The 25,847-nt window shown below is 69.3% G+C and carries 30 protein-coding genes, 2 tRNA genes and 1 pseudogene; 23 read left to right on the forward strand and 10 right to left on the reverse strand.

Annotated features, from left to right (window positions below; translation table 11 throughout):
- Positions 1-156 precede the first annotated feature (156 nt).
- The 3 genes from WFK95_RS10725 to WFK95_RS10735 all read left to right on the forward strand — a co-directional run bounded on the left by WFK95_RS10725 (position 157) and on the right by WFK95_RS10735 (position 2,011).
- Positions 157-540, forward strand: coding sequence for a DUF1304 domain-containing protein (locus WFK95_RS10725; protein ID WP_224645538.1), 384 nt, complete (start codon positions 157-159; stop codon positions 538-540).
- A 92-nt stretch (positions 541-632) separates the two neighbouring features.
- Positions 633-1,154, forward strand: coding sequence for a spermidine N1-acetyltransferase (speG, locus tag WFK95_RS10730; RefSeq protein ID WP_374201270.1), 522 nt, complete (start codon positions 633-635; stop codon positions 1,152-1,154).
- 101 nt (positions 1,155-1,255) lie between these two features.
- Positions 1,256-2,011, forward strand: coding sequence for a YoaK family protein (locus WFK95_RS10735; protein WP_224645537.1), 756 nt, complete (start codon positions 1,256-1,258; stop codon positions 2,009-2,011).
- On the opposite strand, the gene WFK95_RS10740 is transcribed toward WFK95_RS10735, so the two are convergent.
- On the reverse strand, positions 1,971-2,495 hold the full coding sequence (locus tag WFK95_RS10740; RefSeq protein WP_224645536.1) for a winged helix-turn-helix transcriptional regulator: 525 nt from the start codon (positions 2,493-2,495) through the stop codon (positions 1,971-1,973). The genes WFK95_RS10735 and WFK95_RS10740 overlap by 41 nt on opposite strands.
- An 88-nt stretch (positions 2,496-2,583) precedes the next feature.
- Between WFK95_RS10740 and WFK95_RS10745 the strand changes: the two genes are divergently transcribed.
- From WFK95_RS10745 to WFK95_RS10780, 8 genes and pseudogenes are all read left to right on the forward strand, one after another.
- Positions 2,584-3,285, forward strand: coding sequence for an SDR family oxidoreductase (locus tag WFK95_RS10745; protein WP_224645535.1), 702 nt, complete (start codon positions 2,584-2,586; stop codon positions 3,283-3,285).
- Positions 3,286-3,316: 31 nt separating this feature from the next.
- Positions 3,317-3,742, forward strand: a complete 426-nt coding sequence (locus tag WFK95_RS10750; RefSeq protein ID WP_224645534.1) for a tautomerase family protein — start codon at positions 3,317-3,319, stop codon at positions 3,740-3,742.
- A gap of 66 nt (positions 3,743-3,808) precedes the next feature.
- The gene (locus tag WFK95_RS10755) at positions 3,809-5,146 is read left to right on the forward strand and encodes an MFS transporter (protein WP_224645533.1); all 1,338 of its coding nucleotides are present in this window, start codon (positions 3,809-3,811) and stop codon (positions 5,144-5,146) included.
- A gap of 74 nt (positions 5,147-5,220) precedes the next feature.
- The gene (locus WFK95_RS10760; RefSeq protein ID WP_224645532.1) at positions 5,221-6,498 is read left to right on the forward strand and encodes an ATP-binding protein; all 1,278 of its coding nucleotides are present in this window, start codon (positions 5,221-5,223) and stop codon (positions 6,496-6,498) included.
- 179 nt (positions 6,499-6,677) lie between these two features.
- Positions 6,678-7,421: pseudogene (locus WFK95_RS10765) on the forward strand (uracil-DNA glycosylase); the annotation flags it as partial.
- Between the two features lie 30 nt (positions 7,422-7,451).
- Positions 7,452-7,817: a DUF488 domain-containing protein gene (locus tag WFK95_RS10770; RefSeq protein ID WP_224645545.1), complete on the forward strand. Its 366-nt coding sequence runs from the start codon at positions 7,452-7,454 to the stop codon at positions 7,815-7,817.
- A gap of 58 nt (positions 7,818-7,875) precedes the next feature.
- Positions 7,876-9,291: an OFA family MFS transporter gene (locus WFK95_RS10775; RefSeq protein ID WP_224645531.1), complete on the forward strand. Its 1,416-nt coding sequence runs from the start codon at positions 7,876-7,878 to the stop codon at positions 9,289-9,291.
- Complete coding sequence (locus WFK95_RS10780) at positions 9,288-9,416, forward strand: MFS transporter small subunit (protein WP_255602921.1); 129 nt, start codon at positions 9,288-9,290, stop codon at positions 9,414-9,416. Before WFK95_RS10775 ends, WFK95_RS10780 begins: the two co-directional genes overlap by 4 nt.
- A 14-nt stretch (positions 9,417-9,430) precedes the next feature.
- Here the strand turns inward: WFK95_RS10780 and WFK95_RS10785 are convergent, their stop codons facing one another.
- Genes WFK95_RS10785 through WFK95_RS10795 form a run of 3 tightly spaced genes read right to left on the reverse strand, consistent with a single transcriptional unit; the run spans position 9,431 to position 11,006 of the window.
- Positions 9,431-9,754, reverse strand: coding sequence for a hypothetical protein (locus WFK95_RS10785; protein ID WP_224645530.1), 324 nt, complete (start codon positions 9,752-9,754; stop codon positions 9,431-9,433).
- Positions 9,755-9,773: 19 nt separating this feature from the next.
- Positions 9,774-10,439 carry a DUF1361 domain-containing protein gene (locus WFK95_RS10790; protein ID WP_224645529.1) on the reverse strand — a complete coding sequence of 222 codons (666 nt, stop codon included), beginning with the start codon at positions 10,437-10,439 and terminating at the stop codon, positions 9,774-9,776.
- Between the two features lie 30 nt (positions 10,440-10,469).
- Positions 10,470-11,006, reverse strand: coding sequence for a GNAT family N-acetyltransferase (locus tag WFK95_RS10795; protein ID WP_336670675.1), 537 nt, complete (start codon positions 11,004-11,006; stop codon positions 10,470-10,472).
- 253 nt (positions 11,007-11,259) lie between these two features.
- On the opposite strand from WFK95_RS10795, the gene WFK95_RS10800 reads away from it, so the two are divergent.
- A tRNA-Pro gene (locus tag WFK95_RS10800) sits at positions 11,260-11,333 on the forward strand.
- 55 nt (positions 11,334-11,388) lie between these two features.
- Here WFK95_RS10800 and WFK95_RS10805 read toward each other — a convergent pair.
- Positions 11,389-11,706, reverse strand: a complete 318-nt coding sequence (locus WFK95_RS10805) for a hypothetical protein (protein WP_224645527.1) — start codon at positions 11,704-11,706, stop codon at positions 11,389-11,391.
- A 366-nt stretch (positions 11,707-12,072) separates the two neighbouring features.
- Here WFK95_RS10805 and WFK95_RS10810 point away from each other — a divergent pair, with 366 nt between their 5' ends.
- The gene (locus WFK95_RS10810) at positions 12,073-13,461 is read left to right on the forward strand and encodes a protein kinase domain-containing protein (RefSeq protein ID WP_336670676.1); all 1,389 of its coding nucleotides are present in this window, start codon (positions 12,073-12,075) and stop codon (positions 13,459-13,461) included.
- Here WFK95_RS10810 and WFK95_RS10815 read toward each other — a convergent pair.
- Complete coding sequence (locus WFK95_RS10815) at positions 13,450-14,634, reverse strand: benzoate/H(+) symporter BenE family transporter (RefSeq protein ID WP_224645525.1); 1,185 nt, start codon at positions 14,632-14,634, stop codon at positions 13,450-13,452. The genes WFK95_RS10810 and WFK95_RS10815 overlap by 12 nt on opposite strands.
- A gap of 22 nt (positions 14,635-14,656) precedes the next feature.
- Here WFK95_RS10815 and WFK95_RS10820 point away from each other — a divergent pair, with 22 nt between their 5' ends.
- Positions 14,657-15,169 carry a helix-turn-helix domain-containing protein gene (locus WFK95_RS10820; RefSeq protein WP_224645524.1) on the forward strand — a complete coding sequence of 171 codons (513 nt, stop codon included), beginning with the start codon at positions 14,657-14,659 and terminating at the stop codon, positions 15,167-15,169.
- On the opposite strand, the gene WFK95_RS10825 is transcribed toward WFK95_RS10820, so the two are convergent.
- Positions 15,166-15,732 carry a hypothetical protein gene (locus WFK95_RS10825; RefSeq protein ID WP_224645523.1) on the reverse strand — a complete coding sequence of 189 codons (567 nt, stop codon included), beginning with the start codon at positions 15,730-15,732 and terminating at the stop codon, positions 15,166-15,168. The genes WFK95_RS10820 and WFK95_RS10825 overlap by 4 nt on opposite strands.
- A 152-nt stretch (positions 15,733-15,884) precedes the next feature.
- Here WFK95_RS10825 and WFK95_RS10830 point away from each other — a divergent pair, with 152 nt between their 5' ends.
- From WFK95_RS10830 to WFK95_RS10840, 3 genes are all read left to right on the forward strand, one after another.
- Positions 15,885-16,523, forward strand: a complete 639-nt coding sequence (locus WFK95_RS10830; RefSeq protein WP_224645522.1) for a Type 1 glutamine amidotransferase-like domain-containing protein — start codon at positions 15,885-15,887, stop codon at positions 16,521-16,523.
- Between the two features lie 74 nt (positions 16,524-16,597).
- Positions 16,598-17,731, forward strand: coding sequence for an alkaline phosphatase family protein (locus WFK95_RS10835; protein ID WP_224645521.1), 1,134 nt, complete (start codon positions 16,598-16,600; stop codon positions 17,729-17,731).
- A 101-nt stretch (positions 17,732-17,832) separates the two neighbouring features.
- Positions 17,833-19,026: an acyltransferase gene (locus tag WFK95_RS10840; protein WP_224645520.1), complete on the forward strand. Its 1,194-nt coding sequence runs from the start codon at positions 17,833-17,835 to the stop codon at positions 19,024-19,026.
- 12 nt (positions 19,027-19,038) lie between these two features.
- On the opposite strand, the gene WFK95_RS10845 is transcribed toward WFK95_RS10840, so the two are convergent.
- Positions 19,039-20,307 (reverse strand): proline-rich domain-containing protein, encoded by a 1,269-nt coding sequence (locus WFK95_RS10845; protein ID WP_336670677.1) that lies wholly within the window; start codon positions 20,305-20,307, stop codon positions 19,039-19,041.
- 106 nt (positions 20,308-20,413) lie between these two features.
- Between WFK95_RS10845 and WFK95_RS10850 the strand changes: the two genes are divergently transcribed.
- The 3 genes from WFK95_RS10850 to WFK95_RS10860 all read left to right on the forward strand — a co-directional run bounded on the left by WFK95_RS10850 (position 20,414) and on the right by WFK95_RS10860 (position 22,861).
- Complete coding sequence (locus WFK95_RS10850; RefSeq protein ID WP_336670678.1) at positions 20,414-21,250, forward strand: SDR family oxidoreductase; 837 nt, start codon at positions 20,414-20,416, stop codon at positions 21,248-21,250.
- Positions 21,251-21,337: 87 nt separating this feature from the next.
- Positions 21,338-21,411 (forward strand) — tRNA-Gly (locus WFK95_RS10855).
- Positions 21,412-21,580: 169 nt separating this feature from the next.
- A complete protein-coding gene (locus tag WFK95_RS10860; RefSeq protein WP_336670679.1) occupies positions 21,581-22,861 on the forward strand; it encodes a tyrosine-type recombinase/integrase in 1,281 nt (426 codons plus the stop codon).
- Here WFK95_RS10860 and WFK95_RS10865 read toward each other — a convergent pair.
- Positions 22,858-23,514 (reverse strand): hypothetical protein, encoded by a 657-nt coding sequence (locus tag WFK95_RS10865; RefSeq protein WP_336670680.1) that lies wholly within the window; start codon positions 23,512-23,514, stop codon positions 22,858-22,860. The genes WFK95_RS10860 and WFK95_RS10865 overlap by 4 nt on opposite strands.
- A 374-nt stretch (positions 23,515-23,888) precedes the next feature.
- Positions 23,889-24,389 (reverse strand): helix-turn-helix domain-containing protein, encoded by a 501-nt coding sequence (locus tag WFK95_RS10870; protein ID WP_336670681.1) that lies wholly within the window; start codon positions 24,387-24,389, stop codon positions 23,889-23,891.
- Positions 24,390-24,576: 187 nt separating this feature from the next.
- Between WFK95_RS10870 and WFK95_RS10875 the strand changes: the two genes are divergently transcribed.
- The 3 genes from WFK95_RS10875 to WFK95_RS10885 all read left to right on the forward strand — a co-directional run bounded on the left by WFK95_RS10875 (position 24,577) and on the right by WFK95_RS10885 (position 25,786).
- The gene (locus tag WFK95_RS10875; RefSeq protein WP_336670682.1) at positions 24,577-24,906 is read left to right on the forward strand and encodes a hypothetical protein; all 330 of its coding nucleotides are present in this window, start codon (positions 24,577-24,579) and stop codon (positions 24,904-24,906) included.
- A gap of 75 nt (positions 24,907-24,981) precedes the next feature.
- Positions 24,982-25,335, forward strand: a complete 354-nt coding sequence (locus WFK95_RS10880; protein WP_336670683.1) for a hypothetical protein — start codon at positions 24,982-24,984, stop codon at positions 25,333-25,335.
- Between the two features lies 1 nt (position 25,336).
- Positions 25,337-25,786 carry a hypothetical protein gene (locus WFK95_RS10885; RefSeq protein ID WP_336670684.1) on the forward strand — a complete coding sequence of 150 codons (450 nt, stop codon included), beginning with the start codon at positions 25,337-25,339 and terminating at the stop codon, positions 25,784-25,786.
- Positions 25,787-25,847: the final 61 nt, after the last annotated feature.

A 25,847-nucleotide genomic window follows, 5' to 3' on the forward strand; every position in this document is an offset into this window, starting at 1 on the left:
AGGAGGGCCGCCTGATGTGCGGTTTCCTGCGGGCAGCACGGGACCCCGTCGGGCCCACGGCACTCGGATCAGCGTACGCGACGGTGCCCGGCCCCTGACAGCCCGGGCGGGGGTGCCGAGGGCCCGGGCGGCCCGGCGATCGGCCATGATGAGCGCATGATCGTGGTCGGACTCGTCCTCGCCGCCGTTGCGGCGCTCGTGCACTGCTTCATCTTCTACCTGGAATCGATCGCGTGGACCTCGCCGCGGTCCCGCGCGACCTTCGGCACGACGCCGGAAACTGCGGAGATCACCCGCCCGCTCGCGTTCAATCAGGGCTTCTACAACCTCTTCCTCGCGATCGCCGTGTTCCTGGGGATCGCGCTCTTCGGCGCGCAGCGCGCCGTCGGCGCGACGCTGGTGCTCGTGGGCGTCGGCTCGATGCTCGCGGCGGCGCTCGTCCTCGCCCTGTCGGACCGGACCAAGCTCCGCGCCGCAGCCATCCAAGGGACGGCGCCATTCCTCGCCGTCCTGTTTCTCGGCATCGGCCTCGCCGCGTAGTCGCACCCGCGCGACGCCGAACGCCCCGTCGGACGCCGAGCGGCGGCCGGCGGTTCGGCACGACGCGGGCGGGATCGTTCTACCCTGAGGTGGTGGAACTGAAGCTGCGCGCCATGGAGCGCACGGACCTGCGGTTCGTGCACGGCCTGTTCAACGACCGGGCGGTGATGTCGTACTGGTTCGAGGAGCCCTTCGACGCGCTGGCCGAGCTCGAGGACATCTACGAGCGGCACATCCACGACGAGCGCGAGCGGCGTTTCATCATCGAGTACGACGGGCTGCCGGTGGGCCTGGTGGAATTGGTCGAGATCAACGTCATCCACCGCAACTGCGAGTTCCAGATCATCGTCGCCCCGTCCGCGCAGGGCAAGGGCTACGCGGCGCCGGCCACTCGGAAGGCGCTCGACTACGCGTTCCGGATCCTGAACCTGCACAAGGTGTATCTCTACGTGGATGTCGCCAACGAGAAGGCCGCGCACGTCTACGAGAAGCTGGGGTTCGCCGAGGAGGGGCTGCTCCGCGAGCAGTACTTCTCGAACGGCGAGTACCGGGACGCGCGGCTCATGGGCCTGTTCCAACGCGACTTCCTCGCAACGGACCTGCCGCCCGCCTGACCGCCGCCGTGCACACATTGTGATGTGCCTCCCACCGAGGTGCGAATGTGAATCGGTGCGGGCGCACGGCGAAGGATGCTTCCCGTCGGTAACCATGGGGAATGACCACCTCGACGGAGCAACAGCCCACGAAGCAGCCGCCCCGCCCGGTCGTCTCCCGGGACGCCGCGATCGGCCCCGACGCCCGCCTGTCCTGGCTCCTCGCCGGCATGGCCGGCATGGTCGGCGCGGTCGCCTTCCTGCACTCGGCGGGGTATTTCGTCACCTTCATGACGGGTAACACCGAACGCGCGGTGCTCACGTGGTTCAAGGCGTCCGACGCGCAGCAGATCCCGGGCGCGGGCGCACTCGCCGCGACGGCCCTCATCGTCGCCTTCGTGACCGGCGTGGTCGTCGCGTCGATCTGCCGCCGCTACTTCTGGCACAACCACCCGCACGGCCCGACGGTGCTGACCACCGCGGGACTCCTCATCGCCTCGGCGACGGACTTCGCCCTGGACGGCTTCGACGAGCCCGAAGTGCGTTTCGTACCCATCCTCATCATCACCTTCTCGCTGGGCGCGCTGAACACCTCGTTCACGAAGAACGGCGAGGTCTCGGTGCCCCTGTCGTACGTGACGGGCACGCTGGTCAAGCTCGGCCAGGGCATCGAGCGGCACGCGACGGGCAACGGCACCGTCTTCGACTGGCTCGGCTACGCGCTGGTCTACGTCGGCTTCGTCCTCGGAGCAGCCGTGGGCGGCGTCATCGGGTCCTTCGTCACCGGCCCGCAGGTGATCCTCGTGGCGGGCCTGTTGTGCGGCGCCATCACGCTGGTCACGTTCCTGCACTCGGATCGGCGGAAGTTGCTGGGCTGACGTCCGGCGCACCCCACCGATCCGGGTTCAGCCGGATCTCGATACCGTCCGCGGACACTTCCACCCCGCCGGCGGCGGGCCGGGTGCGCACCTGCTCTCCCGACTCCGCGTCCACGAAGACGAGGGGCGCACCGTCGGGCTGCAGGTGGGCGTCGCCGAACTGGATCAGCGCGAGGAAGACGGGCAGCAGATCCTGCCCCGCGGCGGTGAGCCGGTACTCGGCGCGGGCACGCGCCCCCGGCTCGCGGTATTCGGTCGCCGCGATGAGGCCCGCCGTGGCGAGCTGCTTGAGCGCGCGCGAGACCGCGGGCGCGGAGGTCTCCGTCCGGTTCACGAGATCGTCGAACCGCGTCGTGCCGTAGAGCAGTTCGCGGACGACGAGGAAGACCGTCTTCGTGCTGAGCAGGTCCAGCGTGCGCGCGGCCGAGCAGCCGTCGCCGATCGCCCACCTACCCCGGTCCCGCAGCCGCTCCTCGAACTCCATGCCCCGATCATAACTAACGCTTGCGTTAGTCAGGCGGCGATGCTTGAATCAAGCTGACTAACGTAGTCATTACTCAGAAGGAGTCGCCATGGTCGCCATCAAGGACGCCGTCGTCGTGGTCACGGGAGGCCGACGGGGCCTCGGGGCCGCACTGGTCGACGGTGCGCTGGCCCGCGGGGCGCGGAAGGTCTATGCGACCGGCCGCGGGCCGTTCACCGATCCCCGCCCCGAGGTCGTTCCGGTCGAGCTCGAGGTCCGTTCTGCCGAGTCCGCCGAGGCGCTCGCACGCCTCGCGTCCGACGCCGAGATCGTCTTCAACAACGCGGGGATCATGACGCCCACCCCGCTCGTCACCGGGGATCCGCGCGACATCGAGGCGATGTTCGACGTGAACGCCTTCGGGTTGCTGCGCGTGGCGCGGGCGTTCGCGCCCGTCCTCGCGGCGAACGGCGGAGGCGCCCTCGTCGACATGCACTCGGTGCTGTCGTGGCTCGCCGGCTCCGGCGGGTACGGCGCCTCCAAGGCCGCCGCGTGGTCGATCACCAACTCCCTGCGGGCCGAGCTGGCCGCCCAGAACACCCAGGTCGTCGGCGTGCACGCGGGCTTCATCGACACCGACATGGTGTCCGCGATCCCCCTGCCCAAGGCGACGCCCGCCGCGATCGCCGCGGCGATCCTCGACGGTGTCGAGGCCGGCGACGTCGAGGTCCTCGCCGACGAGATCACCGCCGCGACGAAGGCGGCGCTGTCGGGCCCCGTCGAGGCCCTCGCCTTCCCCACGCCCGCCTGACCCCACACCGCATCGAGACCGAGGAACCGTCATGCCGCTCTGGAACATCCACCACACCCCCGGCGTCTTCACCCCCTCCGAGAAGGAGGCCCTGGCCGCCGCGATCACCGATCAGTACGCGGCCATCGGCCTGCCCCGCTTCTACGTCGTCGTCCTGTTCCACGAGGTCGCGCGGGAGAACTTCTTCATCGGCGGCGTCAGCGCGCCGACCGCGGTGCGCATCTCCATCGACCACATCGCCCGGCACGCATCCGATTCGGCGAGCCGCACCCGGATCGCCGAGTGGGTCCGCGCGATGGTCGCCCCCTCGCTCGCGCGACACCCGGACCTGCAGTGGGAGTTCCACGTCGACGACACGAGCGAGGAGATGTGGATGATCAACGGCCTCGTGCCGCCACCCGCGCAGTCGGACGTGGAGCGGGGCTGGGCCGCGGCGAACCGGAGCTCCGCGTACTGACCCGATTGCGGTCACCGCGAGCACAACCGGTGACAGGTACCGCCGGCCGCGGATAGCTTCCGGTCGGTGAGTACCGCCACCGTCGACGACGCGCCCTCCCCGTCCGCCCCCGACCGCTCGCAGTTGCGGCGGGTGATCGCGGCGTCGCTGCTGGGCACCACGGTGGAGTGGTACGACTTCTTCCTCTACTCGACCGCCGCGTCGCTGGTGTTCAACAAGCTCTTCTTCCCCGACGCGAGCTCCTTCGTCGGCACCATGCTCAGCTTCGTGACCTTCGCCGTCGGCTTCGTCATGCGCCCCGTCGGCGGCCTCGTCTTCGGGCACATCGGCGACCGCATCGGCCGCCGGCAGACGCTCGCGCTGACGATGCTGCTGATGGGCGTCGCGACGGCTCTCATGGGCGCGCTGCCCACCGCCGGCCAGGTGGGCATCCTGGCGCCGATCCTGTTGCTGCTCCTGCGGATCGTGCAGGGCTTCGCCCTGGGCGGCGAGTGGGCGGGTGCGGTGCTGCTCGCCGTCGAGCACGCGCCCGAGGGTCGCAAGGGCCGCTTCGGCGCCGTCCCGCAGGTCGGCCTCGCGCTGGGCCTCGGGCTCGGAACGGCCGTCTTCGCCCTGCTGCAAACGGTTTTCGACGACGACCAGTTCCTCCGGTTCGGATGGCGCATCGCCTTCGCGGTCTCGATCGTGCTGGTGGTGATCGGCATCGTCGTCCGGCTGGCGGTCGACGAGACGCCCGCCTTCGTGGCGGCGCGCGCCACTCTCGACACCACCCGCACTCCCCTGCGCCAGCTGCTCGGCGATCCGGTGCTGCGCCGCAACACGATCGCGGGCTGCCTCGCGCGGTGGGCCGAGGGCAGCGCGTTCAACACGTGGGGCGTCTTCGCGATCACCTACGCCACGGCCACCCTCGCGATGAACAAGGTGGACGTTCTGCTCGCCGTCACCGTGGCCGCCCTGGTCATGGCGGTGGTCATCCCGTTCGCGGGCATGCTCGCGGACCGGATCGGGCCGGCGCGCGTGTACGGGACGGGCGTGCTGCTCTACGGGCTCGCCGTCTTCCCCGTGTTCGCACTGTTCGGCACGGCGTCGATCGTGTGGTTCACCGTCGGCCTGGTCATCGTCTTCGGCCTGATCCACGGCGTCTTCTACGCCGCGCAGGGCACGTTCTTCGCGAGCCTGTTCCCCACCGAGGTCCGGTACACAGGGCTGTCGGTCGTCTACCAGTTCTCGGGGATCTACGCCTCGGGCCTGACTCCCCTCATCCTCACCGCCCTCATCCACGGGGCCGACGGTGCGCCGTGGACGGCGGCGGGGTACCTGGTCGCGACCGCGCTCATCTCGCTCGCGGCGACGGTCTGGATCCGCAGGGTCGCGCAGCCCGCGGGTTCGACGCTCGACGCCTGACCACCTCCGGCACGGTGCGGGTGCGGCCGCAAAACCGCTGAGCATCGATCTGTGATGCATGCCACACTGCGTGCATGACGGCCCACATCCGCGAGTTCCACGACGACGACCTGGACACCATCGTCCGGCTCTGGGAAGCCGCCTACCACCGCGGAACGCCGCCGGTGTACTCCATGGCGGAGGTGATCGCCTCGTGCCAGCAGGACCACGCGATGGTCGCGACGGAGGGCGATCGCGTGGTGGCGGTCGCCGTCGGCCGTGCGGCGCACGCCCAGGGCTGGATCGTCTTCTTCGACGTCGCGCCCGATACCGATCCGGCCGTCGCGGGGCTCGTGCTCGACGCACTGGAACGACGCATGGCGCCGCTCGGGCTGGGCAAGCTGTCGGTGCTCACCGCGGGCGACGACGACGCCTCCGCCGCACTCTCGAAGAACGGCTTCGTCGTGCGCGATCCGGTCCGCTACCTGGAGCGGCCCATGCCCGTGCAGCGCCGAGAACTGGACCTGCTCAAGGAGGTCGGTGGACGACTGCTGCCGCGCCAGCTGTGGGACCGCGTGAGCGGGATGCGGCGGGAGAAGGAGATGCTCGAGCAGCGCCTCGTGACCCCGCTCGCCCGGCCCGACATGGCCGAGCGCTTCGGCGTCATGCCCCCGCACGCGGTGATGCTCTTCGGCCCGCCCGGGACCGGGAAGACCACCTTCGCGAAAGCCGTTGCCTCGCGCCTCGACTGGCCCTTCGTCGAGCTGTTCCCGTCCCGGCTCGCCGACTCCCCCGGCGGTCTCGCCGGGGCGCTGCGCTCCGCGTTCGAGGCGATCGCCTCCTTGGAGCACGCGGTGGTGTTCATCGACGAGGTCGAGGAGATCGCGTCGCATCGACGCGGCGATCCCCCGTCGCCCACGCAGGGCGTGACGAACGAGTTGCTCAAGCAGGTCGCCGAGTTCCGCGACCAGGAGGGGCGGCTGCTGGTGTGTGCCACCAACTTCGTGCGCGCCCTCGACGACGCCTTCCTGCGGCACGGGCGCTTCGACTACGTCATGCCGATCGGTCTGCCGGACGCGGACGCCCGCTCCGCCATCTGGGGCCGCTACATCCCCGACCACGTGGTCGGCACGGTGGACATCGCCGCACTCACTGCGGCCAGTGAGGGGATGACGCCCGCCGACATCGAGTACGCGGCCCGCCGGGCCTCGCAGGACGCCCTCGCGCGGGCGCTCGACGCGCCGGACGGCGCCCGCACCGAGGAGCTGAGCACCGACGACTACCTGGCCGCCCTGGGCGCCACCCGGGCCACCGTCTCCCCCGCCGTCGCGGCCGAGTTCTCCGAGGACATCGAGACCTACGCGCGCCTCTGACACCCGCGGACCGGCGCAACGAATTGGAACAAAGGAGCGCCGTCTGATACAGTTTCGAACAAGTTCGTGAGCGTGACTGTAAACCGCTCAGTGAAACAGAGGCCGGGGCGCGTTACAGGTGCCACCGGCCTCGCCCATATCCGGAGCAGGATGCTCCGCATCCCGCCTAGTCTTGGAGCATGTCCAGGCGAGCCCGCGTGACCGTGCCGGAGGCGGCACCGTCGGCGGCGAACGGCGCGCGGACGATCCCGGAACTCGAGACCCTGATCCGCACGTGCAGGGCATGCCCGCGCCTGGTCGCGTGGCGTGAGGAGGTCGCCCGCATCAAGCGCGCCGCGTTCGCCGACGAGGACTACTGGGGACGACCGGTGCCCGGATTCGGCCCCGTGGAGGCGCGCATCCTCATCGTCGGCCTCGCGCCCGCGGCGCACGGCGCGAACCGGACGGGCCGGATGTTCACCGGCGACCGCAGCGGCGACGTCCTCTTCGCCGCCCTGCACGCCGTCGGCCTGGCGAATCAGCCGCGGGCCGTGGCGATCGACGACGGGATGGAGCTGTTCGACGTTCGGATGAGCTCGCCCGTGCGCTGCGCGCCGCCGGAGAACAAGCCGACGCCGGCGGAGCGCCGTGCGTGCGCGCCCTTCCTCGCGCGCGAACTCGAGCTGCTCCCCCGCACCCGGGTGGCCGTGGTCCTCGGCGCGTTCGGCTGGCAGGCGCTGTTCTCCGTGCTCGCCGACGGCGGCTGGCGCATCCCGAGGCCGCGGCCCGCGTTCGGACACGGCGCCCGCGTGGACCTCGTCCATCCCGACGGTCGCACGCTCGCCGTCCTCGGCTGCTTCCACGTGAGCCAGCACAACACCTTCACCGGGCGGCTCACACCGTCCATGCTGGAGGATGTCCTCCATCGCGCGCGGACGATCGCGGGCGACGGTGTGGAGGAAGGGGCGACGGTGATGGTCCGGGTCAAGCGGGTGTACGAGGCGGAGGCGGCGGGCGACGGCGAGCGGATCCTCGTCGATCGGCTGTGGCCGCGCGGGATCAGCAAGGACCGCGCCGATCTGGCGCAGTGGTGCAAGGAGATCTCGCCGTCCACGGAGCTGCGGAAGTGGTACGAGCACGATCCGGCGAAGTACCCCGAGTTCGTCGAGCGGTACCGGGCCGAGCTCGCCGAACCCGAGGCGGCCGCGGCGTTCGAGGGGCTGCAGGCCCGGGTCGACGCAGGGCCGGTCACGCTGCTCACCGCCTCCAAGGCGGAGGGCATCAGCCACGCGCACGTGCTCGCCGCGCTCCTGACCGGGCGCGACCCGCTCGTACGTTGACGGACCTAACTTCTCCGACCGGCACCGTCGGGCATCGTCCGACTGCTAGCGTCGCGCCGTGGCCGCGTTGTCCTTCCTCGACCGAGAGCACTCCGTCGCACCGCTGAACTACAACCGGTGGTTGATCCCTCCGGCGGCGCTGGCGATCCACCTCTGCATCGGGCAGGTGTACGCGACGAGCGTCTACAAGGACGCGCTGGTCAAACACTTCGACACCAACAAGACGATGATCGGCATCGTCTTCTCCATCGCCATCGTCATGCTCGGCCTCTCGGCGGCGGTCTTCGGCACCTGGGTGGACCGGGTCGGGCCGCGGCGCACCATGTTCACGGCCGCGAGCTGCTGGGGCGCGGGCTTCCTCATCGCCGCGGCGGGCATCGCGACCGGCCAGCTCTGGCTCGTCTACCTCGGGTACGGCGTGGTCGGCGGCATCGGCCTGGGGCTGGGCTACATCTCGCCCGTGTCCACCCTGATGAAGTGGTTCCCCGACCGGCCCGGGCTCGCGACGGGCATGGCGATCATGGGCTTCGGCGGCGGCGCGATGGTCGCCTCGCCGATGTCGAAGGAACTCATGAAGTTCTACGGCGGCGCCGAGGCCGGCGGCAGCGCGGTGACCAAGCTGTTCATCACGCTCGGCATCGTCTACTTCGTGGTGATGATGATGGGAGTCTTCACCATTCGCGTTCCCGCGCCCGGCTACGTTCCCTCGGGCTTCGATCCCGCGACCGTCACCTCCAAGGCGATGGTGAGTGCCGGGAACGTCTCCGCGGCCAACGCGATCAAGACGCCGCAGTTCTGGCTGCTGTGGATCGTGCTGCTGTGCAACGTGACCGCGGGCATCGGCATCCTCGAGCAGGCCGCCGACATGATCCAGGACTTCTTCCGCGACGACACCGGCGTCTCCGCCGTCACCGCGACCGTCGCCGCCGGCTTCGTCGGGCTGCTGTCGGTCGCGAACATGGCGGGCCGGCTCGGCTGGTCGACGACGTCGGACTACATCGGCCGCAAGCCGACGTACATGGTCTACCTCGGCGGCGGAATCCTGCTGTACCTCGGGCTCGCGACCATCGGCGCCACGTCGACGGCGCTGTTCGTGCTGTTCTGCGCGGTGATCATCTCGTTCTACGGCGGCGGCTTCGCGACGGTGCCCGCCTATCTCCGCGATCTGTTCGGGACCTACCAGGTGGGCGCGATCCACGGCCGGCTCCTGACCGCGTGGTCGACGGCGGGCGTGCTCGGCCCGCTCATCGTCAACCGGGTGTTGGACTCGAAGAAGGATCGCGTTGACGGGGCCGGCAAGGCGATCCCGCTCGAGGCGGCCGACTACCACCTCGCGCTCTACATCATGGTCGGCGTGCTCGTGGTCGGCTTCCTCGCGAACCTCGCCATCCGCCCCGTCGCCCAACGGTGGCACGAGCAGGGCACCGTCGTCGATGCGGTCGACGCCGCGCACGCACCCAAGGAGACCCGATGACCGACACCGGATCCGATGGACGGCACCCCGTCCAATTGGTCGTGACGTGGACCTTGGTCACGATCCCGCTGCTGTACGGGCTGTACAACGCCGTCGACGCGGCGCTGCAACTCTTCCAGGGCTGAGGCGCGGCGACCGATCAGCGGCCGCGGCGGAAGAAGCCGCGCCGTGGGCGTCGGGGCTCCGGCGGGATGAGCGCCTCGCGGAAGCGATCCGCGAAGCCCGCGATGGCCCGCTGCTCGTCGTCGAGGAGATGACTGTTCCCGCTGGTCACCTCGACCGCGATCGGCGTCCCCGGCCCTACGCCGAGATCGTCCCAGCAGAGCGAGAGATTCTGCGCCAGCAGACGCCGCTCGCCCACGATGAGGTAGATCCTCGAGGCGTACCGGGAGCTCTCCCAGCTCAGACGAGCGGCGCGATCGGCATCGAGATAGCCGTGCGCGACGAAACGCTCCAGGTACACGGGACCGACGGTACGCCGCTCAGTCGCGTTCCGCCGCGTTCCCGGCCGGGGCCGAGACCGGCGGGGTGAGCGACCAGATGGTCAGGTACGCGAGCCCGAAGAACGCCGCCACTGCGACCGCGACGCCGGTGGACTGGACGTAGGAGAACGGGGAGGTCACCCAGTCGAGCGTCGCGATCACGACGGCGTCCGGCCGCGTCACCAGATCCCACGAGTTCCACCGCTGGAACCGGCCGATCACCACCCCGATCGCGCACAACCCCACCGACAGCACGACGGCGAGCCACCCCCAGCGCGCGCCGAACTCCCGCTGCAGGCGGCGATGCACCAGGAGCATCGAGACGACGCCCAGCAGGATCCCCGTCCACGCGGCGAAGCCGTACTGCAGCACGTGCCGCCACATGTTCTCGTCGTCGCCGAGGTGGACGAGGTCGGTCACCAGGTACGGCGAGTTGGGCAGGAAGGCCAGCCAGCCGAGGCCGAGCGGCACGAGCGCCCACCGGCTGCGGACCGTCGCGAAGCCGACGGCGAAGACCATCGGGATCCACGCGAGGAAGAGGTTCCAAATGAGGAAGCGGCTGGGGTAGGTGAGCGGGGCCGAGGTGTCGGTGGTCCCGAGGACCACGGTGAGCGCCGTCGTGGCGAGCAGGGAGGCCAGCAGCAGCACGGCGCGCGTTCTCGTCATCAGATCAGTTTGCCAAAGCACTCGGAGTCGTTAACAAAGGTCAGGTCTGACCATCCGCGACTCGTGACACGACCACTCCTCGTCGACCTGGACGGCACCGTCGAGCTCGAACCGGTGCTTGCGGTAGAAGGCGAGCGCTCTGGCGTTGCCCGTCGCCAGCCACAGGTACGCCCCGCACTCCCCGATCACCGCGTCCAGGAGGTCCGCCGCCACTCCCGTGCCGTGGTGGCCCGGTAGGACGTTCAGGGACCAGAGCTGCGTGGTCGACGGTGCGCCCACGTCGCGCGCGGGACCGCCCGTCGCGAAACCGACGATCCTCCCCGTCGCCGTGTGCACGGCGCAGCGAGTACGGACGCCCTCCGATTCCTGACGATCCAGCCCGCCGATGATCCGTTGCCAGCGTTCCGTCCCGTCCGCCACGGTGAGGGCGTCGAGCTTCACGCGGTCCACCAGGCCGGGGTAGGTCGCCTTCCAGACGCGGACGTGCACGTCGGCGAGCGCTCGAGCGTCGCCGTCCTCGAGCCGCCGGATGAGGTAGCCGGCACCCGCGTCACTGCTCAGGACCATGCGGTGAACAGTAGTTCCGACTCACCCGCGCTGCCCGCCCCGCGGAAAAGCGATTGCCCGCTCCGCGGCAGCGCCCGTACCGTCGGTGCCGACTCCGCCCAAGTCGCGTCTACCCGGTAAGGACGCGACCTACCCGCGATGGTGAGGGTGGCCGCCCGTTCGAGCCGGGCCGGAGCCGGAGGGCTCACATCGACGCGGGCGTAGTCGGGGTCCTCACCACGGGTACTCTCTTACCTGGTCGCGCGAGCGATCACGGGATGTGGCGCAGCTTGGTAGCGCATTCGCTTTGGGAGCGAAGGGTCGCAGGTTCAAATCCTGTCATCCCGACAGAACACAGGACCAGTCGCGAGGAAGCGTGAGTCCGACTGAAGGTCGCGGTCAATCAGCGCTCTCGTGTCCAACGATCAACATGCCATGCCCCATCCTCGAAAAGCAGGTCCACCCGGACATTCTCATGATTCACACCCGGACGAATATCTTTGTCGTAGTAGGCCACACTCTTGATGTAGCTGTCACCCCCGCGATTGAGGTCGACCGCAAATTTTCTGCTCGACAGGTTGGGCGCCATCCCGTCACGGAAGATCATGGCCTTGAGATACGCCTGCGCGTCAGCCTCACACCTTCCGCGCAACTCAGCCACCAGCGAGTCCGACAAGAATGATTGCGTTGACTGAGACCGCTCCAATGCGTTGACCAGCATGTCAACAGCAATCCGAGCCAAGGCCTTGTCTTCGTAGGGATTCCACTTCTCACGACTTCCACCTGGCACTGCATCTCCTGTACTTGTCGTCATTTTCGTTCCAGGCAACGCCGGGTGTGAGCCCTGGGCCCACGACGAGGTAGCCGATTCGTACGTGCACCCTAAGCCTGTCATCCCGACGGAGACCGTCCTGCCTCTGCCCGGCCCCCGGCAGTCTGTAACGATTCGACCGCCCCCGGCGATATGCCCGACGACCAGCCGTACCCCGTTCCGTCGTGCGCGGTGCCGTGCCGACGATGCGCGCCCGCTTCCACCGGTACCCCGCGCCGGAGTAACAACGACGATCCCGACACAGGAGGGACCAGCATGCGCTGCGGAACCGCACTCGCCGGCCGCTACGAACTCCTCCGGCTCATCGCCACCGGTGGCATGGGTCAGGTCTGGGAGGCGATGGACACGCGGCTCGACCGCCGCGTGGCCGTCAAGGTCCTCAAGGCCGAATTCTCCGAGGACCAGGAGTTCCTCGCCCGCTTCCGCAACGAGGCCCGCACCACCGCCGCCCTCAACCACCCCGGCATCGCCGGCGTCTACGACTACGGCGAAACCGCCGACCAGGCCGGCGGCGCACCCCTGGCCTACCTCGTCATGGAACTCGTCAACGGCGAACCCCTCAACGCCGTCCTCAGCCGCCTCGGGCACCTGAGCCAGGCCCAGGCCCTCGACCTGCTCGAGCAGACCGGCCGCGCCCTCCAGGTCGCCCACACCGCCGGCCTGGTGCACCGCGACGTCAAACCCGGCAACATCCTCATCACCCCCACCGGGCAGGTGAAGATCACCGACTTCGGCATCGCCAAGGCCGTCGACGCCGCACCCGTCACCAAGACCGGCATGGTCATGGGCACCGCCCAGTACATCTCCCCCGAGCAGGCCTCCGGCGAGGACGCCACCGCCGCCTCCGACGTCTACTCCCTCGGCGTCGTCGGCTACGAATGCCTCACGGGGCACCCGCCGTTCACCGCGCCGACCGCGGTCGCCCTGTGCGTCCAGCACATCCGGGAGGAGCCGCCGGCGCTGCCGGCGTGGGTGCCAGCAGGTGTCGACGACGTCATCATGCGCGCCCTCACGAAGGAGCCCCGGCGCCGCTTCGCCAGCGGAGGCGAACTGACGGAGGCGATCACGAGGGCCCGGCTGTCCCCTACCCTCCGGTCCGGTCGCACCGCCGCGTACGCCCCGACGGTCCGCCGCACCGTCGGGCCGCGCACGGTCACGCGACCGGCGACGCCGCCACCCATCGGATCCACCGCGCCCACACAGCCCCATGCCCACGGCGCCACCGCCGGCCACCGCCGGAAGCGGTCGGTCGCCGTCGCGGGGGCGCTGGCGGTCGCCGCGATCGCCCTCGGGGGCGCGCTCGCCGTCAACGGCATGGGCGACGACGGTGCCGGGCCCACGGCGGGACCGACGGCCGACAACCCCGGCGCGATGACCACGGCGCGGGCGATGGCCGAGCGCCCGTCCGACCGGGCCGACCCCGCGCCGTTGACGCGACCGACGGACATCCCGCGGACCACGACGTCCACCGTCCCACGGCCCACCAGTACCTCGACGACGCCGACCAGCACCTCCACGACGCCGACGTCGACCACCACCACGACGCCGACCACGACAAGCACGACGACAACGACGCCGACGACCACGTCCTCGACCCCGACGACGACCTCGTCGTCGAAGCCACAAGCGGAGTCACGCGTCTAGCGACCGCCGGACTCCCAGCACCAGGTACACGACGATCCCGACGAGCAGCGCCCAGAAGGCGGAGCCGACGCCGGCCACCGTCGTGCCCGAGGCGGCGACGATGAACGTCACAGCGGCGGGCACGCGAGCCGATTCGTCGGCCATGGCACCGGCGCACGCGGCGGCGAAGGCGCCCACGAGCGCGACGCCGGCGACCGCCTGGATCACGCCTTCGGGCGCGGCCAACACCACGGCGGTCAGGCCCGTGCTCAGCACGCCGAGAACGAGATTCGCCGCGCCCGAGGAGACGCCGGCGATCCACCGTCGAGACGTGTCCGACCCCGCGTCGGGTCCCGCCGCGAGCGCCGCGCTGATCGCGGCGAGGTTGATCGCATGCCCGCCGAAGGGCGCCCCGACGACGCTGCCGACGCCGGTCACGGCGAGCGACGGCCGCCACGGTACCGAGTACCCGTAGCTCGCGAGCACCGCTGCGCCCGGGATGTTCTGCGAAGCCATGGTCACGATGTACAGCGGCAACACCACCCCGGTGAGCGCCTGCAGCGTGATCGAGGGGGTCGTCCACTCGACGTGCGGGACCAGCTCCGCGACGGCGGGGACGGCATCGTCGCGCACGAGGGCCACGGCGATCACGACGAGCGCGGCCACGAAGGCCAGCGGCACGGCCCACCGCGGGCGGAGCTTGAGCAGTACCAGCCACACCACCAGCACGGGCGCCACCGCCCACGGATGCTTCGCGAGCGACGTGACCGGCGCGATGCACAGCGGCAACAGCACGCCCGCCAGCATGGCCTGGGCGATGGGCGTCGGAATCTTCTGCACCCAGCGCGCGAGGGCCGGCCAGAGCCCGGTGAGTACGAACAGCACGCCGCAGATGACGAAGGCCCCCACCGCCGCCGGCCAGCCGCCCGCGACGGCGCCGGTGGTCGCGAGGAGGGCCGCGCCGGGCGTGGACCAGGCGCTGATGATCGGCATCCGGTACCGCCAGGAGAGCAGGGCGGACGCGGCGCCCATGGTCACCGTGACGGCCAGCAGGCCCGACGCCGCCTGGCCCGGGCTCGCGCCCATCGCGCGCAGGCCCGCGAGCACCACCGCGAAGGCGGAGGTGTACCCGACCAGGGCGGTCACGATGCCCGCGCCCACCGGCACCATCGTTCCGTTCTCAGAACGTTCCATGAACAGAACGTAGCATGGGGTCATGCCCTCCCCCGACGTCGGCCGACGCCTCCGCGAGCTGCGCACCGAGCGCGGCCTCAGCCTGTCCGAGCTCGCGCGCCAGGCCGGCGTGGGCAAGGGCTCGCTCTCGGAGATCGAGGCCGGCGGCCGCAATCCGACGGTCGAGACCCTCTACGCGCTGTGCGGCCCGCTCGACGTGCCGCTCACGGCCCTCGTCGGGGAGTCCCCCGGCGCGCACAGCGTCGCCGACGGCGGCATGCGCACGGCACTACTCTCGGTGCGCCACCTGCCGCACGTCACCGTCGAGGTGTTCCGGCTCGAGTTCCCCGCCGGGTCCGATCACGTCTCCCCCGGGCACGGTCCGGCCGTCCGGGAGCACCTCACGGTGGTCGACGGCGCCCTCACCGTCGGCCCGGTGGGCGCCGAAACAACGGTGCACGAGGGTGATTCGCACTCGTGGACGAGCGACGGGCCGCACCGGTTCGCCACCGTCGACGGCGCCGAGGCCGTCGTGGTGATCACGACGCCCCGCTAGAAGGACTCCGCGCCCTGCGCGCTCACGACCATGCCGTGCCCGGTGGTCCGGTTGGTGAAGGCAGTGCCGTACTCGTTGGCGACGATGAACCACCCACGGGCGGTGTAGGTCTTGTAATCGAGCGTCACCGGATCGATCGCCCCCAGGTTGCCGAGCACGTACGACAGCTCGCCGTCGCTGGTGACGTTGACGCCGTTCGCCTCGTCGCCGGAGTCGGTCCGTGGCCGCGGCTGATCGAAGACGAGCTGACAGCCGGCGCTGCTCGCGCTGATCTGGCAGCGCGTGCGGCCGCTGCGGGTCTGAATGAAGGTGAAGCCGTTCCCGTTGTCGGGCAGGGCGACCGCCGCGGTCGGCCCGCTCGACGAGGGCGCGCTGCTCGTCGTCGACGGTGCGGTGGTCGTCGTGACCGGTGCGGGCGTGGCCGGCGCGGGGGTGGCGATCCCCGGGCCGACCCCGCCGCGGATCACCGTGACACCGGCGCCGTTCCCGGACACCGTCGCCGAGCATCCCGCGAGGAGCGCAAAGCAGCCCGCCACCACCGCGGGCGCGAGTCGTGCGCGCATCCGGACCTCCGCATCATTCTCGTCACTTCTGCCACAAGCGTAGACTTCCATCCCACTCGTTGCACGGACGGCGCCCGCGGCGCCCGTCCGACCGGCTCACACTCCCGGCCGGTCCGCGCCGCTCCAGAGACTCCCGGCGTAGCGTCGCGATCGTGAATCTCCTGCTGCTGTCGCTCAACGCGGGCGCCCTGCCCGACTTCCTCCGCCGGCACACCGGGCGGGAACCGAGCGCCCTGCGGATCGGCTTCATCGACGACGCCGGCGCGCCGTACGCCGACCAGCCCTTCGGCTCGTTCGAGTGGACGCAGCTCACGGACCTCGGCTTCCGGCTGACCCGGATGACCCTCGCGAAGTACACGGACCCGGCCGATTTCGACTCGGACCTGAACACCGTCGACGCCGTGTACCTCTCCGGCGGCCACACGTTCGTGCTGCTGGGCGCGCTGCAGGCCAACGGCACCGGAGAGGTGCTCAAGGCCCGGGTACGCGCGGGCCTGCCCTACGTCGGGCTCAGCGCGGGCTCAGTCGTCGCGGGGCCGAACGTCGAGCCGGTCGCTCCCCTCGACGACCCCACGGACGCGCCCGGCGTCACCGACTTCACCGGGCTGGGCCTGGTCGACACCGTCGTCATCCCGCACGCCGACGGCGCGCTCCCGCCTTATCCCTCGGCCATGATCGACGACGTGGTCCGCACCTACGGCGGCCGCTTCCCGCTGACCCGCGTCAACGACGACCAGGCTCTGCTCGTCGAGGGCGGCGTCGCCACCCTCATCCCCTCGGCGATCACGTAGCGGGCGCGCCGGAGAGCGCGTCACACGCCGCGGTTCCCGCCTCGGCGCGCCTTTGCGAGCGTTACGATCGACGGATGACCGGCATGCTCTCCGACGTATTGCCCTCGGTCTGTACCGCTTTCGGCATCGCCGGGGAGAACCCGCTGGGCGTGACGATCGAACGCGACGTCGTCCTGCTGCTCATCGACGGCCTCGGCGCGGAGCTCCTGCGCCGCCACGCCGACGATGCCCCGACGCTCGCCGCGCACGTGCACACCACCCTCAACGCGGGCTTCCCCGCGACCACCGCGAGCAGCCTGTCGAGCCTCGCCCTGGGCGCGCCGTGCGCGGCGCACGGCATCGTCGGATACAGCTTCGGCGTCCCCGACGAACACGGCCGGCGCCTGTTCAACTCGCTGCGCTGGACCATCGACGGCGCGAGCGGGCCCGACGCCCGCGCATCGCACCCGCCCCGCGAGCTGCAGCGCCGCCGCAGCCGCTTGGAGGACCTCGCCGACGCGGGCGCGGAGATCCACTACGTAGTCCCCGCGTATCAGGAGACGTCGGGCCTGACCAGGGCCTCGTTCCGCGCCACGGGCGTTCAGCACCCCGCCGCAAACCTCGACGAGGTGCGCGAGGGCGTGCTCGCCGTCGCCCGGCACGACACCGCCGCCCGGCGCTTCGCCTACGCGTACACCGGCCTGTTGGACGCGGCGGGGCACGTGCACGGCCCCGGCTCGCCCGAGTGGCTGGGCGTGCTGCGCGCCGTCGACGCGATGTTCGCGGACCTCCTCGCGGACCTGCCCGGCACGTGCACTCTTCTGGTGACCGGCGATCACGGGATGATCCAGGCCGAGTCGCTGGTGAACCTCGACGCACTGCCCGCCCTGCACCGCGGCGTCCGGATCATCGCCGGCGAGGCGCGGGTGCGGCACGTCTACCTCTCGCGGGGCCACCACGTCGACGACGTGCGCGCGCGCTGGTCGGAGACCCTCGGCACCCACGCCCACGTGGTGACCCGCGAACAGGCGCTCGACGAGCACTGGTTCGGCCCCACGCCCCCGAACCCCGTGGTCGCCCACCGCATCGGCCACGTCCTCGCCGTGGCGCAGGGCGGGTCGGTGCTGGTCACACCCAGCCAGGAGCCGATGGAGTCGCGGATGCTCGGACATCACGGTGCGTGGACCGTCGACGAACAGGCCATCCCCCTGATCACCACGACGCCATGATCGGACACGGGCGCACGCGCCCCTTGTCCGATTCTTGCAGCAGTATCACGTAGGATACCGAAACAAACACGACCGCAGCCCGGGGTGAAGACGCTCAGCCCTTGCACGACACCAGGGTGGTGCCCACCATCGAAACGACGAAGCCGCCGCAGGTCGCCGCGCCCGAGAAGGCCCCGGCGAAGCCGAAACGCGAGCAGACCGCGGACCTCACCCGGGTCCTGCTGTTCCTCGGCGTGGTGATCGCACACTGCGTGACCACGATCAACTACTCCCCGGACGTGATCCGCCAGACCGGGCTGGTCTCGGCGGCGCTGCACCTCACCCGCTACGGCTTCGTCGCGGTGACGCTGTTCGTGCTGGTCCTGAGCATGCGCGGCCGCACCATGACGGCCCGGGAGTTCTGGCGCAAACGCTTCGGGCTCATCGTGGGCCCGTACCTGGTGTGGACCCTCGTCTACTCGATCACCGACCACCTGCTCATCGCCGGCGATCCGTTCCCCTCACCCGGGCGGTGGCTCGGCGATCTCGCGCGCACCACCCTGACCGGTGACGCGAAGTACCAGCTGTACTTCCTGCTGATCTCGATGCAGATCTACCTGTTCTTCCCCGCGCTGCAGAAGCTCTCCCGCAAGCTCGAGGGCCACCCGTGGACGGTGCTGCTGACCGCGGGCGCGATCCAGCTCGGGTTCTTCGCCTTGTACCAGTACGCACCGCGGCCGGCGGGTCAGCCGTGGGAGACGCTGTTCAACCACATGTGGAAGCTGCTCCCCATGTACGTGCTCTTCGTGGCGATGGGCATGCTCGCCGCGCAGCACTACGAGAAGGTCGGCCCCTGGCTCCGCGCGCATGCGCTGCGGCTGGTCGCCGTCTGCCTCGCGGCGGGCGCCTTCAGCCTCGTGATCTACCTGCGTGACACCGAGCCCGGGAACGTCCCGGACGCCGCCACCGCGGCGTGGAATCCGCTGTACCTGCCCTGGTACGTCGCCGCGACGATCCTGATCTGGCTCGGCGCGATGATGTGGGACGACCTGCGCGCCTCCGGCCGGGCCGTGGGCGAGCGTGTGGTCTCCTACGCGACGATCCGCGCCTTCGGCGTCTTCGCGGTGCACCCACTGATGCTCGACATCCTCAGCAAGGCCGGCTTCTTCGAGCTGCTGGGCAGCTGGTTCCCCGCGTCGGCGTTCTTGCGCGCCGCGGCGCTGTCGGTCGTCGTGCTGGCGATGTCGCTGCTCTTCGTCGACCTGGTGCTGCGGACCCCCGTCAGCCGCTGGATCGTGGCCCGCGAACGGGCCTGAGCGACCCGCGCGTCAGTACCAGCTCGACGGTGCCGCCTGCGGCTTCTGCAGCCACAGCGCGTCCGTCGACAGGTTCTGCGTACCGAACTGCCAACGGCGGAGCGCCTCGTCGCGAAGCACCTGGTCGAACTGCTCGTTGCGCGTCCGCTGATCCACGTACAGCAGCGTCTGCACGCCGGCCAGGAAGGGCACCGTCAGGATCTGCGCGATCGCGGCGCCGACACCGGCGATGGCGAGGCCCGTCACCGTCGAGCCCGCGAGGGTCTCGAGCCCGGCACCGTCGTCGACGAGCACGCTGACGACGCCGAACGGGATCGAGACGACGATGCCGATGATGCCGGTGATGAGGTAGGTGAGCAGCAGGATGCCGAGGACCCGCCAGAAGCCCGGCCGCTGCAGCTCGTAGCCGCGCTTGAGCGCGGCGATCGGGCCGAGCTGTTCGAGGACGACTGCGGGATACGCGAGAGAGACCATCGGCAGGAGCGCCAGGTACCCGACGATCAGCACGAAGAACAGCAGGAACGCGACGAGGACCGCGACGATGGGGCCGGCGTCGCCCGCCGCCACCGCGAGGACGACGACGAGGCCCACCACCAGCGCGGTGGGCACGAGGAAGATGAGGAACTGCAGCAGGCTGAGCCCGATCAGCGAGAGCAGGCGCGGCCCGATCGCCCGCACCGCCTCGCCGGCGCTGGTCCGCTCCCCCATCACGGCACGCGCGACCGCGACCGTCAGGACGCCCGTGAGGAAGAGCGAGGCGATGCCCGCGATCAGCCCGACACCGATGCTGAGGCCCGTCGCGGCGGCGAGATCACCGAGCGCCGCGTCCGTCTCGGCGTCCGGATCCACCGCGATGCGCGTCATGGGGATCTGCGCCAGGAAGGTGACCAGCTGCGTGACCAGCACGAGCACAGCCGTCAGCCCGACCATGACGCCCGGGTTGGTACGGATCGCGGCCATCGCGCCGCCGTAGATGTCGCCCAGGTCGAGCGGACGCAGCGCGACGATCCCGACCTTCACCTCGGGCGCCGGCGCGCCCCAACCGGGGCCGGGCTGCCCGTATCCCTGCTGGGGATACCCCTGCGGGTATCCCGGCTGGGCGTACCCGGGCTGCGGCTGGCCGTACTGCTGTGCCCACGGGTCGCCGTAGGGGTACTGCGGCGGGCCCGGCTGCTGGTACCCCTGCTGCGGGACGCCCTGTTGCGGGTAGCCACCGGTGGGGCCGGCCCACTGACCATCGGGGCCGTAGCTGGGCTGATTGCCGGTTCCGTCGGGATTCACAGCACACATCCTGCATTGCGAATGCACTCTTATCAACTTGCCCGGGGCTCGATGTCCGTAGGGTGAGCAACGACATGCTCGACGCGCCATCCGACCGGAGGAACGCATGATCCTGGTGACCGGAGCGACGGGGGTCGTCGGACGCCGCGTGGTCGCGCAACTCGCGGCGAACGGGGCCTCGGTCCGCGCGACGAGCCGGACGCCGGACGCCGCAGACCTGCCGGACGGTATCGAGACGCTGTCGTCGTCCGCCCCGGCTCACGTGCTGGTGGACGGGTGCTCGTCCGTGCTGATCATCGCGTCCGCGCTGGGTGCCGCGCAGCAGGACCGGCTCGCCGAGCTCGTCGCCGCCGCGAACGCCGCGCAAGTGGGTCGCCTGGTGCACCTGTCGACCGCGTCCGTCACGGACCCGCTGAGCCCGACCGGCGCGCACCACCGCGCCCTCGAGGAGGTCAGCTCCGGCTTCGCCGGGGCGAGGCGCGTGCTGCGCCCGGTGCCGTTCGCGCTGAACACGCTGCACTGGTGGGGCCCGACGGTGCGCGCCGGCCGGTTCGCGGAGGCTCCCTACCTCGACGTCCCGATGGTGCCCGTCGACGAGCGGGACGTCGCCGACGTCGCCACGGCGCTCCTGCTCGGTACACCCGAGCCCGACGGTCCGCTGCACCTCACGGGCCCGGAGGCGCTCAGCTCGCGCGAGCAGCTCGGGCTGCTGGCCGAGGCGCTGAGCACTCCCCTCGACGTGCGCGAGATCGAGCCCGATGAGGTGCGGCGGCGGCTCGCCGCGGTCGGCGTCCCCACTCCGGCCGTCGAGTCGTTGCTGCGGTCCTTCGAGGTCGCTGCCGAGCGCCCAGTGGCTCCGAACGGCGTCGTCGAGCGGATAATCGGGCGGTCGGCCCGCAGCTACGGGCAGTGGGTCGTAGACCACGTCGAGCAGTTCCGCTGATCCGCAGGTACGGGGCGGTGACACGGGCAGGATTCCGCCTCCGCTCGCGCATGCCGTAACATGTCTCGCGCGCCGAATTCGGCGCACGCGGGCGTAGCTCAATGGTAGAGCCCTAGTCTTCCAAACTAGCTACGCGGGTTCGATTCCCGTCGCCCGCTCCACGAAAGGCCCCCTGGTCAGCGAATCAAATCGCAGGTCAGGGGGCCTTTTGCACTACGTGCTAGGCGTATTGAGCCTGGACACTACGGCCCACTACAGACCGCTTTTGGACCCCCGTAGGGTCACAGGTAGGGTCACAAGAAACAGCGTGCCACCAGGACGGATGCAGCCATGACCGGTAAGCGTCGAGCACAGGGCGACGGATCCCTATTCAAACGAGCCGACGGATACTGGGTCGCCCGCGTCGAACTACCCCCGGCACCCGACGGGACACGCCGCCGACGCCGTGTCGTCCGAAGCAGCAAAGCCGAAGCTGCCGCCGAACTCCGCAAGCTCCGCACCCAAGTCGATCGAGGCGAGATAGTCGACTCCCCCCGAGTCACAGTCAAGACCTGGTGCGAACACTGGCTCGCCGAGATCGCCGCCAACAGACTCCGGCCCAACGCACTCAAAACCGCCCGCAGCTACATCGACAACCACATCACCCCAACCATCGGACACAAGCGGCTCGACAGACTCACCCCCGACGACATCCGCGACGTCACCAACACCATGACCCGCCCCAAAGCAGACGGCGGCAAAGGCCTCGCCACCGGCACCGCCACCAACGTCCACTGGCTGATGTCCGGGATCCTCGGCGATGCCGTCAAAGCAGGACGCACTCATGCAAACGTTGTTGATCGAGTCGACCCGCCGGCCGTCAAGCGCACCACGCGCCGCCCGCTCGACCACACGGAAGCAGTCAAGATCCTCACCCACCTCGCCGCCGAAGCTGACACTGCTCGCGGCACCGCCGCCGAATGGGTGGCTGTTCGAGAACTCGCCCGATGGTCCTTCGGCATCTTCACAGGTGCGCGACAAGAAGACATCCTCGGAATCGAATGGGATCGGATCGACCTCACTGACGCGACCGCAGACATCACCTGGTCTCTGCAGTGGCTCCCTCTACGTGAAGACGCTCAGCGGGGTAACGGGCGGCATCAGACCGGGGATGCCGCGTACCCGGATACCGCGTTCGACGTCGCACCCCATGTCGTGTTCCGCCCAATCTGGCGCTCAGCCTGCCTCGTCGAAACCAAGACTCGGCGCTCACGCCTAGTGCCGCTGATACCGCCGCTCGCGGCCGTCCTGCAGCGTCTCCGCGACCTCACGCCACCAGACCGCCCAACCAGCCTCGTCTTCACTACCGACGCCGGCACACCCGTCCGCCGGCAAGATGACACCCGCCAGTGGAACGAACTCACCAGGGCGCTTGAGATCGATAACGTTCAGCAGCACGGCGCCAGGCACACGACGGCGACCCTCTTGCTGGCCGCTGGCGTACCCGAGGACGTGCGAATGGCAATTCTCGGCCACAGCACGGCGGCTGCCCATCGTGGATACGCGCACGTCGACCAGACCGTCACCCGCGCCGCACTTGAAGGCGCATTCAGCGGGATGCTCGACAGCTAGACCAGCCGCACGACCTTGTACACCGTCACCAACGGCACCGTCTGCGACCCACCCAACGTCGTCTCATACGTCTTCGAACCCTTGACCTCGACGAACATCTTCAACTCATCGTCCTTGACGCAATCACTCAACCCGGAGTCGTCCGACGTGGGCGCCTGCACGATCGTGTTCACGTCGTAGTCGTACGACGCATCCTGCACCTCACCGTCCGTCGACATGCGGATCGCCGACGCCCCTGTAGCCGCATCCGCCTGCGTCACCACCCCGTAGATCCGATACCACTTCCCCTTGTAGCTGTCGGGGTCTCGAGCAATCACCTTCCACGTCCGCGAGTCGACCACCGTGTACCGCGACTCATCCATCCGTGCCGCTCGCTCGATCGCCGCCAACGACGCAGCCGCAGCGGACACCTCCGCAGCCTTCACCGGATCCATCGTCGTAGTCGTGGCAGCCGCGATCGTCGTGCGCGCCGGCCCCGCGCTCTTGCCGCCCTCGATCAACGCGAGTGGTACGCCGATGACGCACAGGGCGAACGGGATCGTCAGCGCCAGGATGATCGGGACGTTGGACTTCTTCTTCGGCGGCTGGGGCGGCTGGAATGGCGGGTAGTTCGGCGGCTGCTGGGGCTGCTGGGGTGGCTGCTGGGGGTACATCTCGGGGCCTCCATGCTTTGGGCTCAAGGTTGTGTGAGTATGCCGCTCCTGCGGCTTGCACGGGACACGTTTAGACATTGCAATAGCTTTACGTTTCAACAGATTCCGTACAGTGGAAGAAATACCGCGAAATGTGAAACATGTCACAGATCGTCGACGATCCTATCCACAGCAACACCTTGACCAGCGTGACTTCCCCGCGTCAGGCCGCACGTGTCGCCTCCCAGATCCGCACTCACCCTGGAGACTCCATGCCCTTCTCCGCATGCAACGACCACTTCGGCCCCGCCTGCTACACCTGCAGCACCGTCGGCTGCGACGAACTCGACGCCGCCGTCATCCGCGCAATCCGAACCTGCGGCAAGAACGGCGGCCTAACTGGAGCCCGTGGAGCTGTCGCCGTTGCGGCGCTGCTTGGTGTCCCTCTCGAAGCTGTCGGCAGCGTCGCCGAACTCGGCATCCCGCGCCCGCGCCTTCGCGTCATCCCCGGCGGAATCCCTTAGCCCACCCGACTTCTGTCGAGCCAACTCCAGGGTTAGTCGCTGCTTCTCCACCAGCTCCTCAATCACCTTCGACACCAGCCGGCGTTGCTCCGGGTTTAGAAGGTGGGCGCCCTCGGGGAGGGTCATCGACTCCCCTTCGGGCTCGTCGTCTCGGATTGAACGCAGCCGATCCACAGACACCTTGAACGCCCGGCTCACGGCCGCCCACGTCTCATTCGTGGGGTTTCTGGTCTTCCCGTTGAGGAAGTTCGTGAGCGAGGAAGTCGCTAGCCCGGTCACTCGCTCAAGGTCCACTTGGTTACGAATATCGACCCCCGTCTCGTCAGCGAGCGCGAGGTACTTCGCAGGTAGGTCTTTCGGTACTGCTGGCATGCCGTGAACCTTCCGCTGAGGGATGGACCTTGGCAACCTACCAACTATCCAGACTGGAAAGTAATCCCAAGCGTGTAACACCAGGTCACGCATGTCAGCGCGAGAAATCTCCCCCTCAAGGCTTTACAAGGTTGGAAAGGTGCGATACTCTTGCTGGACATTGGAGCAACAGGAGGTGACAACACCAGTGGAACCCCAGGACTACGCCGAGCTGCAGGTATCGGCAGACAAGTTCAAGGAGTACGTGCAGGATCTCGGTTCGTACCGCACCTTCGCGGACGACTCGACGGCGCTGCTACAGAAGCAGCGCCGGGACCGTGCGCGACGACGCCGCTCTGCAATCCGCGACGACGAGCCGGGCAGCATCTCACACTCGCTGATCTCTCAGCTCGCTAACGGCATCACCCGCAACACCCACCCCGATCGCGCCAGAGCGATCTCCAAGATGCTCGGGCGAGATGATCTCTTCGTCGTCCGAAGCTCCAACCTCCAGCAGCCTGTTCGAAAGACGGCCTGACCCCCGGACACGAAAAAGCCGGCCCGCTGCAACGGACCGGCCAGGCATCCCGCCCCATCGGAAGGAGAGAACAAGATGCATCACCAGTTTACCGCACCGCCCCCAACCCGGGTAGCGCGAACCAGCTCCACCCCAGGGATCGGCGTCCTGGGAATCGAAGACCTCAAGTCTGTGACACGCACCGTGCTCAATAACGCAGGGGTGACTTGGAGTCCGAACCGCATCGTGAAGGTGTGTCTCCGGTTCGCCCGAGACGTTCGTGGCACCGGCTGGGATTTCTTCGACTTCATCACCACAGAGCTTGCGATCTCTGCCGAGGAGAAGCGAAATCTTCGTGACGACCCGGAGGTTCAGCGCATCTTTCGCTTCGGCCTTGACCCGACGGGTGAGCAGGCGGTCGGCAACGTCATGCGTGAGCGGGGCTACTGACATGATCTTCAACCGCAAATCGCCCGCCGGCTTGGTGGAGCGCGCCCTTACCGGTGTCGGCTACGAGTTCGATCGTACGAACAAGTCGGGCTGGTCGGTGTTCACGCGCACCGGATCGCCGGATGTTCCAGTGAATCCGCGGATCGCTGAGCGTGATGCCCGGCACCTGGTGGTTCGCATCGAGAAGTCGCATGGCGTGGCGCAGTCGACGAACAAGCGCAATCCGGAGGCGATTCGGGAGCGGCGTGCAGCTGAGCGTGCTCGTATTCAGGCCGCGATGGATCGTCTGGATTCTGAGCGTGCCGAGTTGATCCGTCGACGTGAGCTGCTTCCGTCTGGTGATTTCGACTTGATGTCGCGGTCTGAGCGGTTGCGGCTTGAGCGGGAGATCGCCCGTATTGAGCGTGAGCATCGTGAGTGGGTGCAGCTGATGCGCCAAGAGTCCGCGTAGCTCCCCTGTCCTTCTTGTTCCTGGCCCCGTCTCGCATCTCGGCGACGCGGGGCCGATCTAT

The organism is Tsukamurella sp. USMM236 (assembly GCF_037148755.1).
GTDB lineage: Bacteria > Actinomycetota > Actinomycetes > Mycobacteriales > Mycobacteriaceae > Tsukamurella.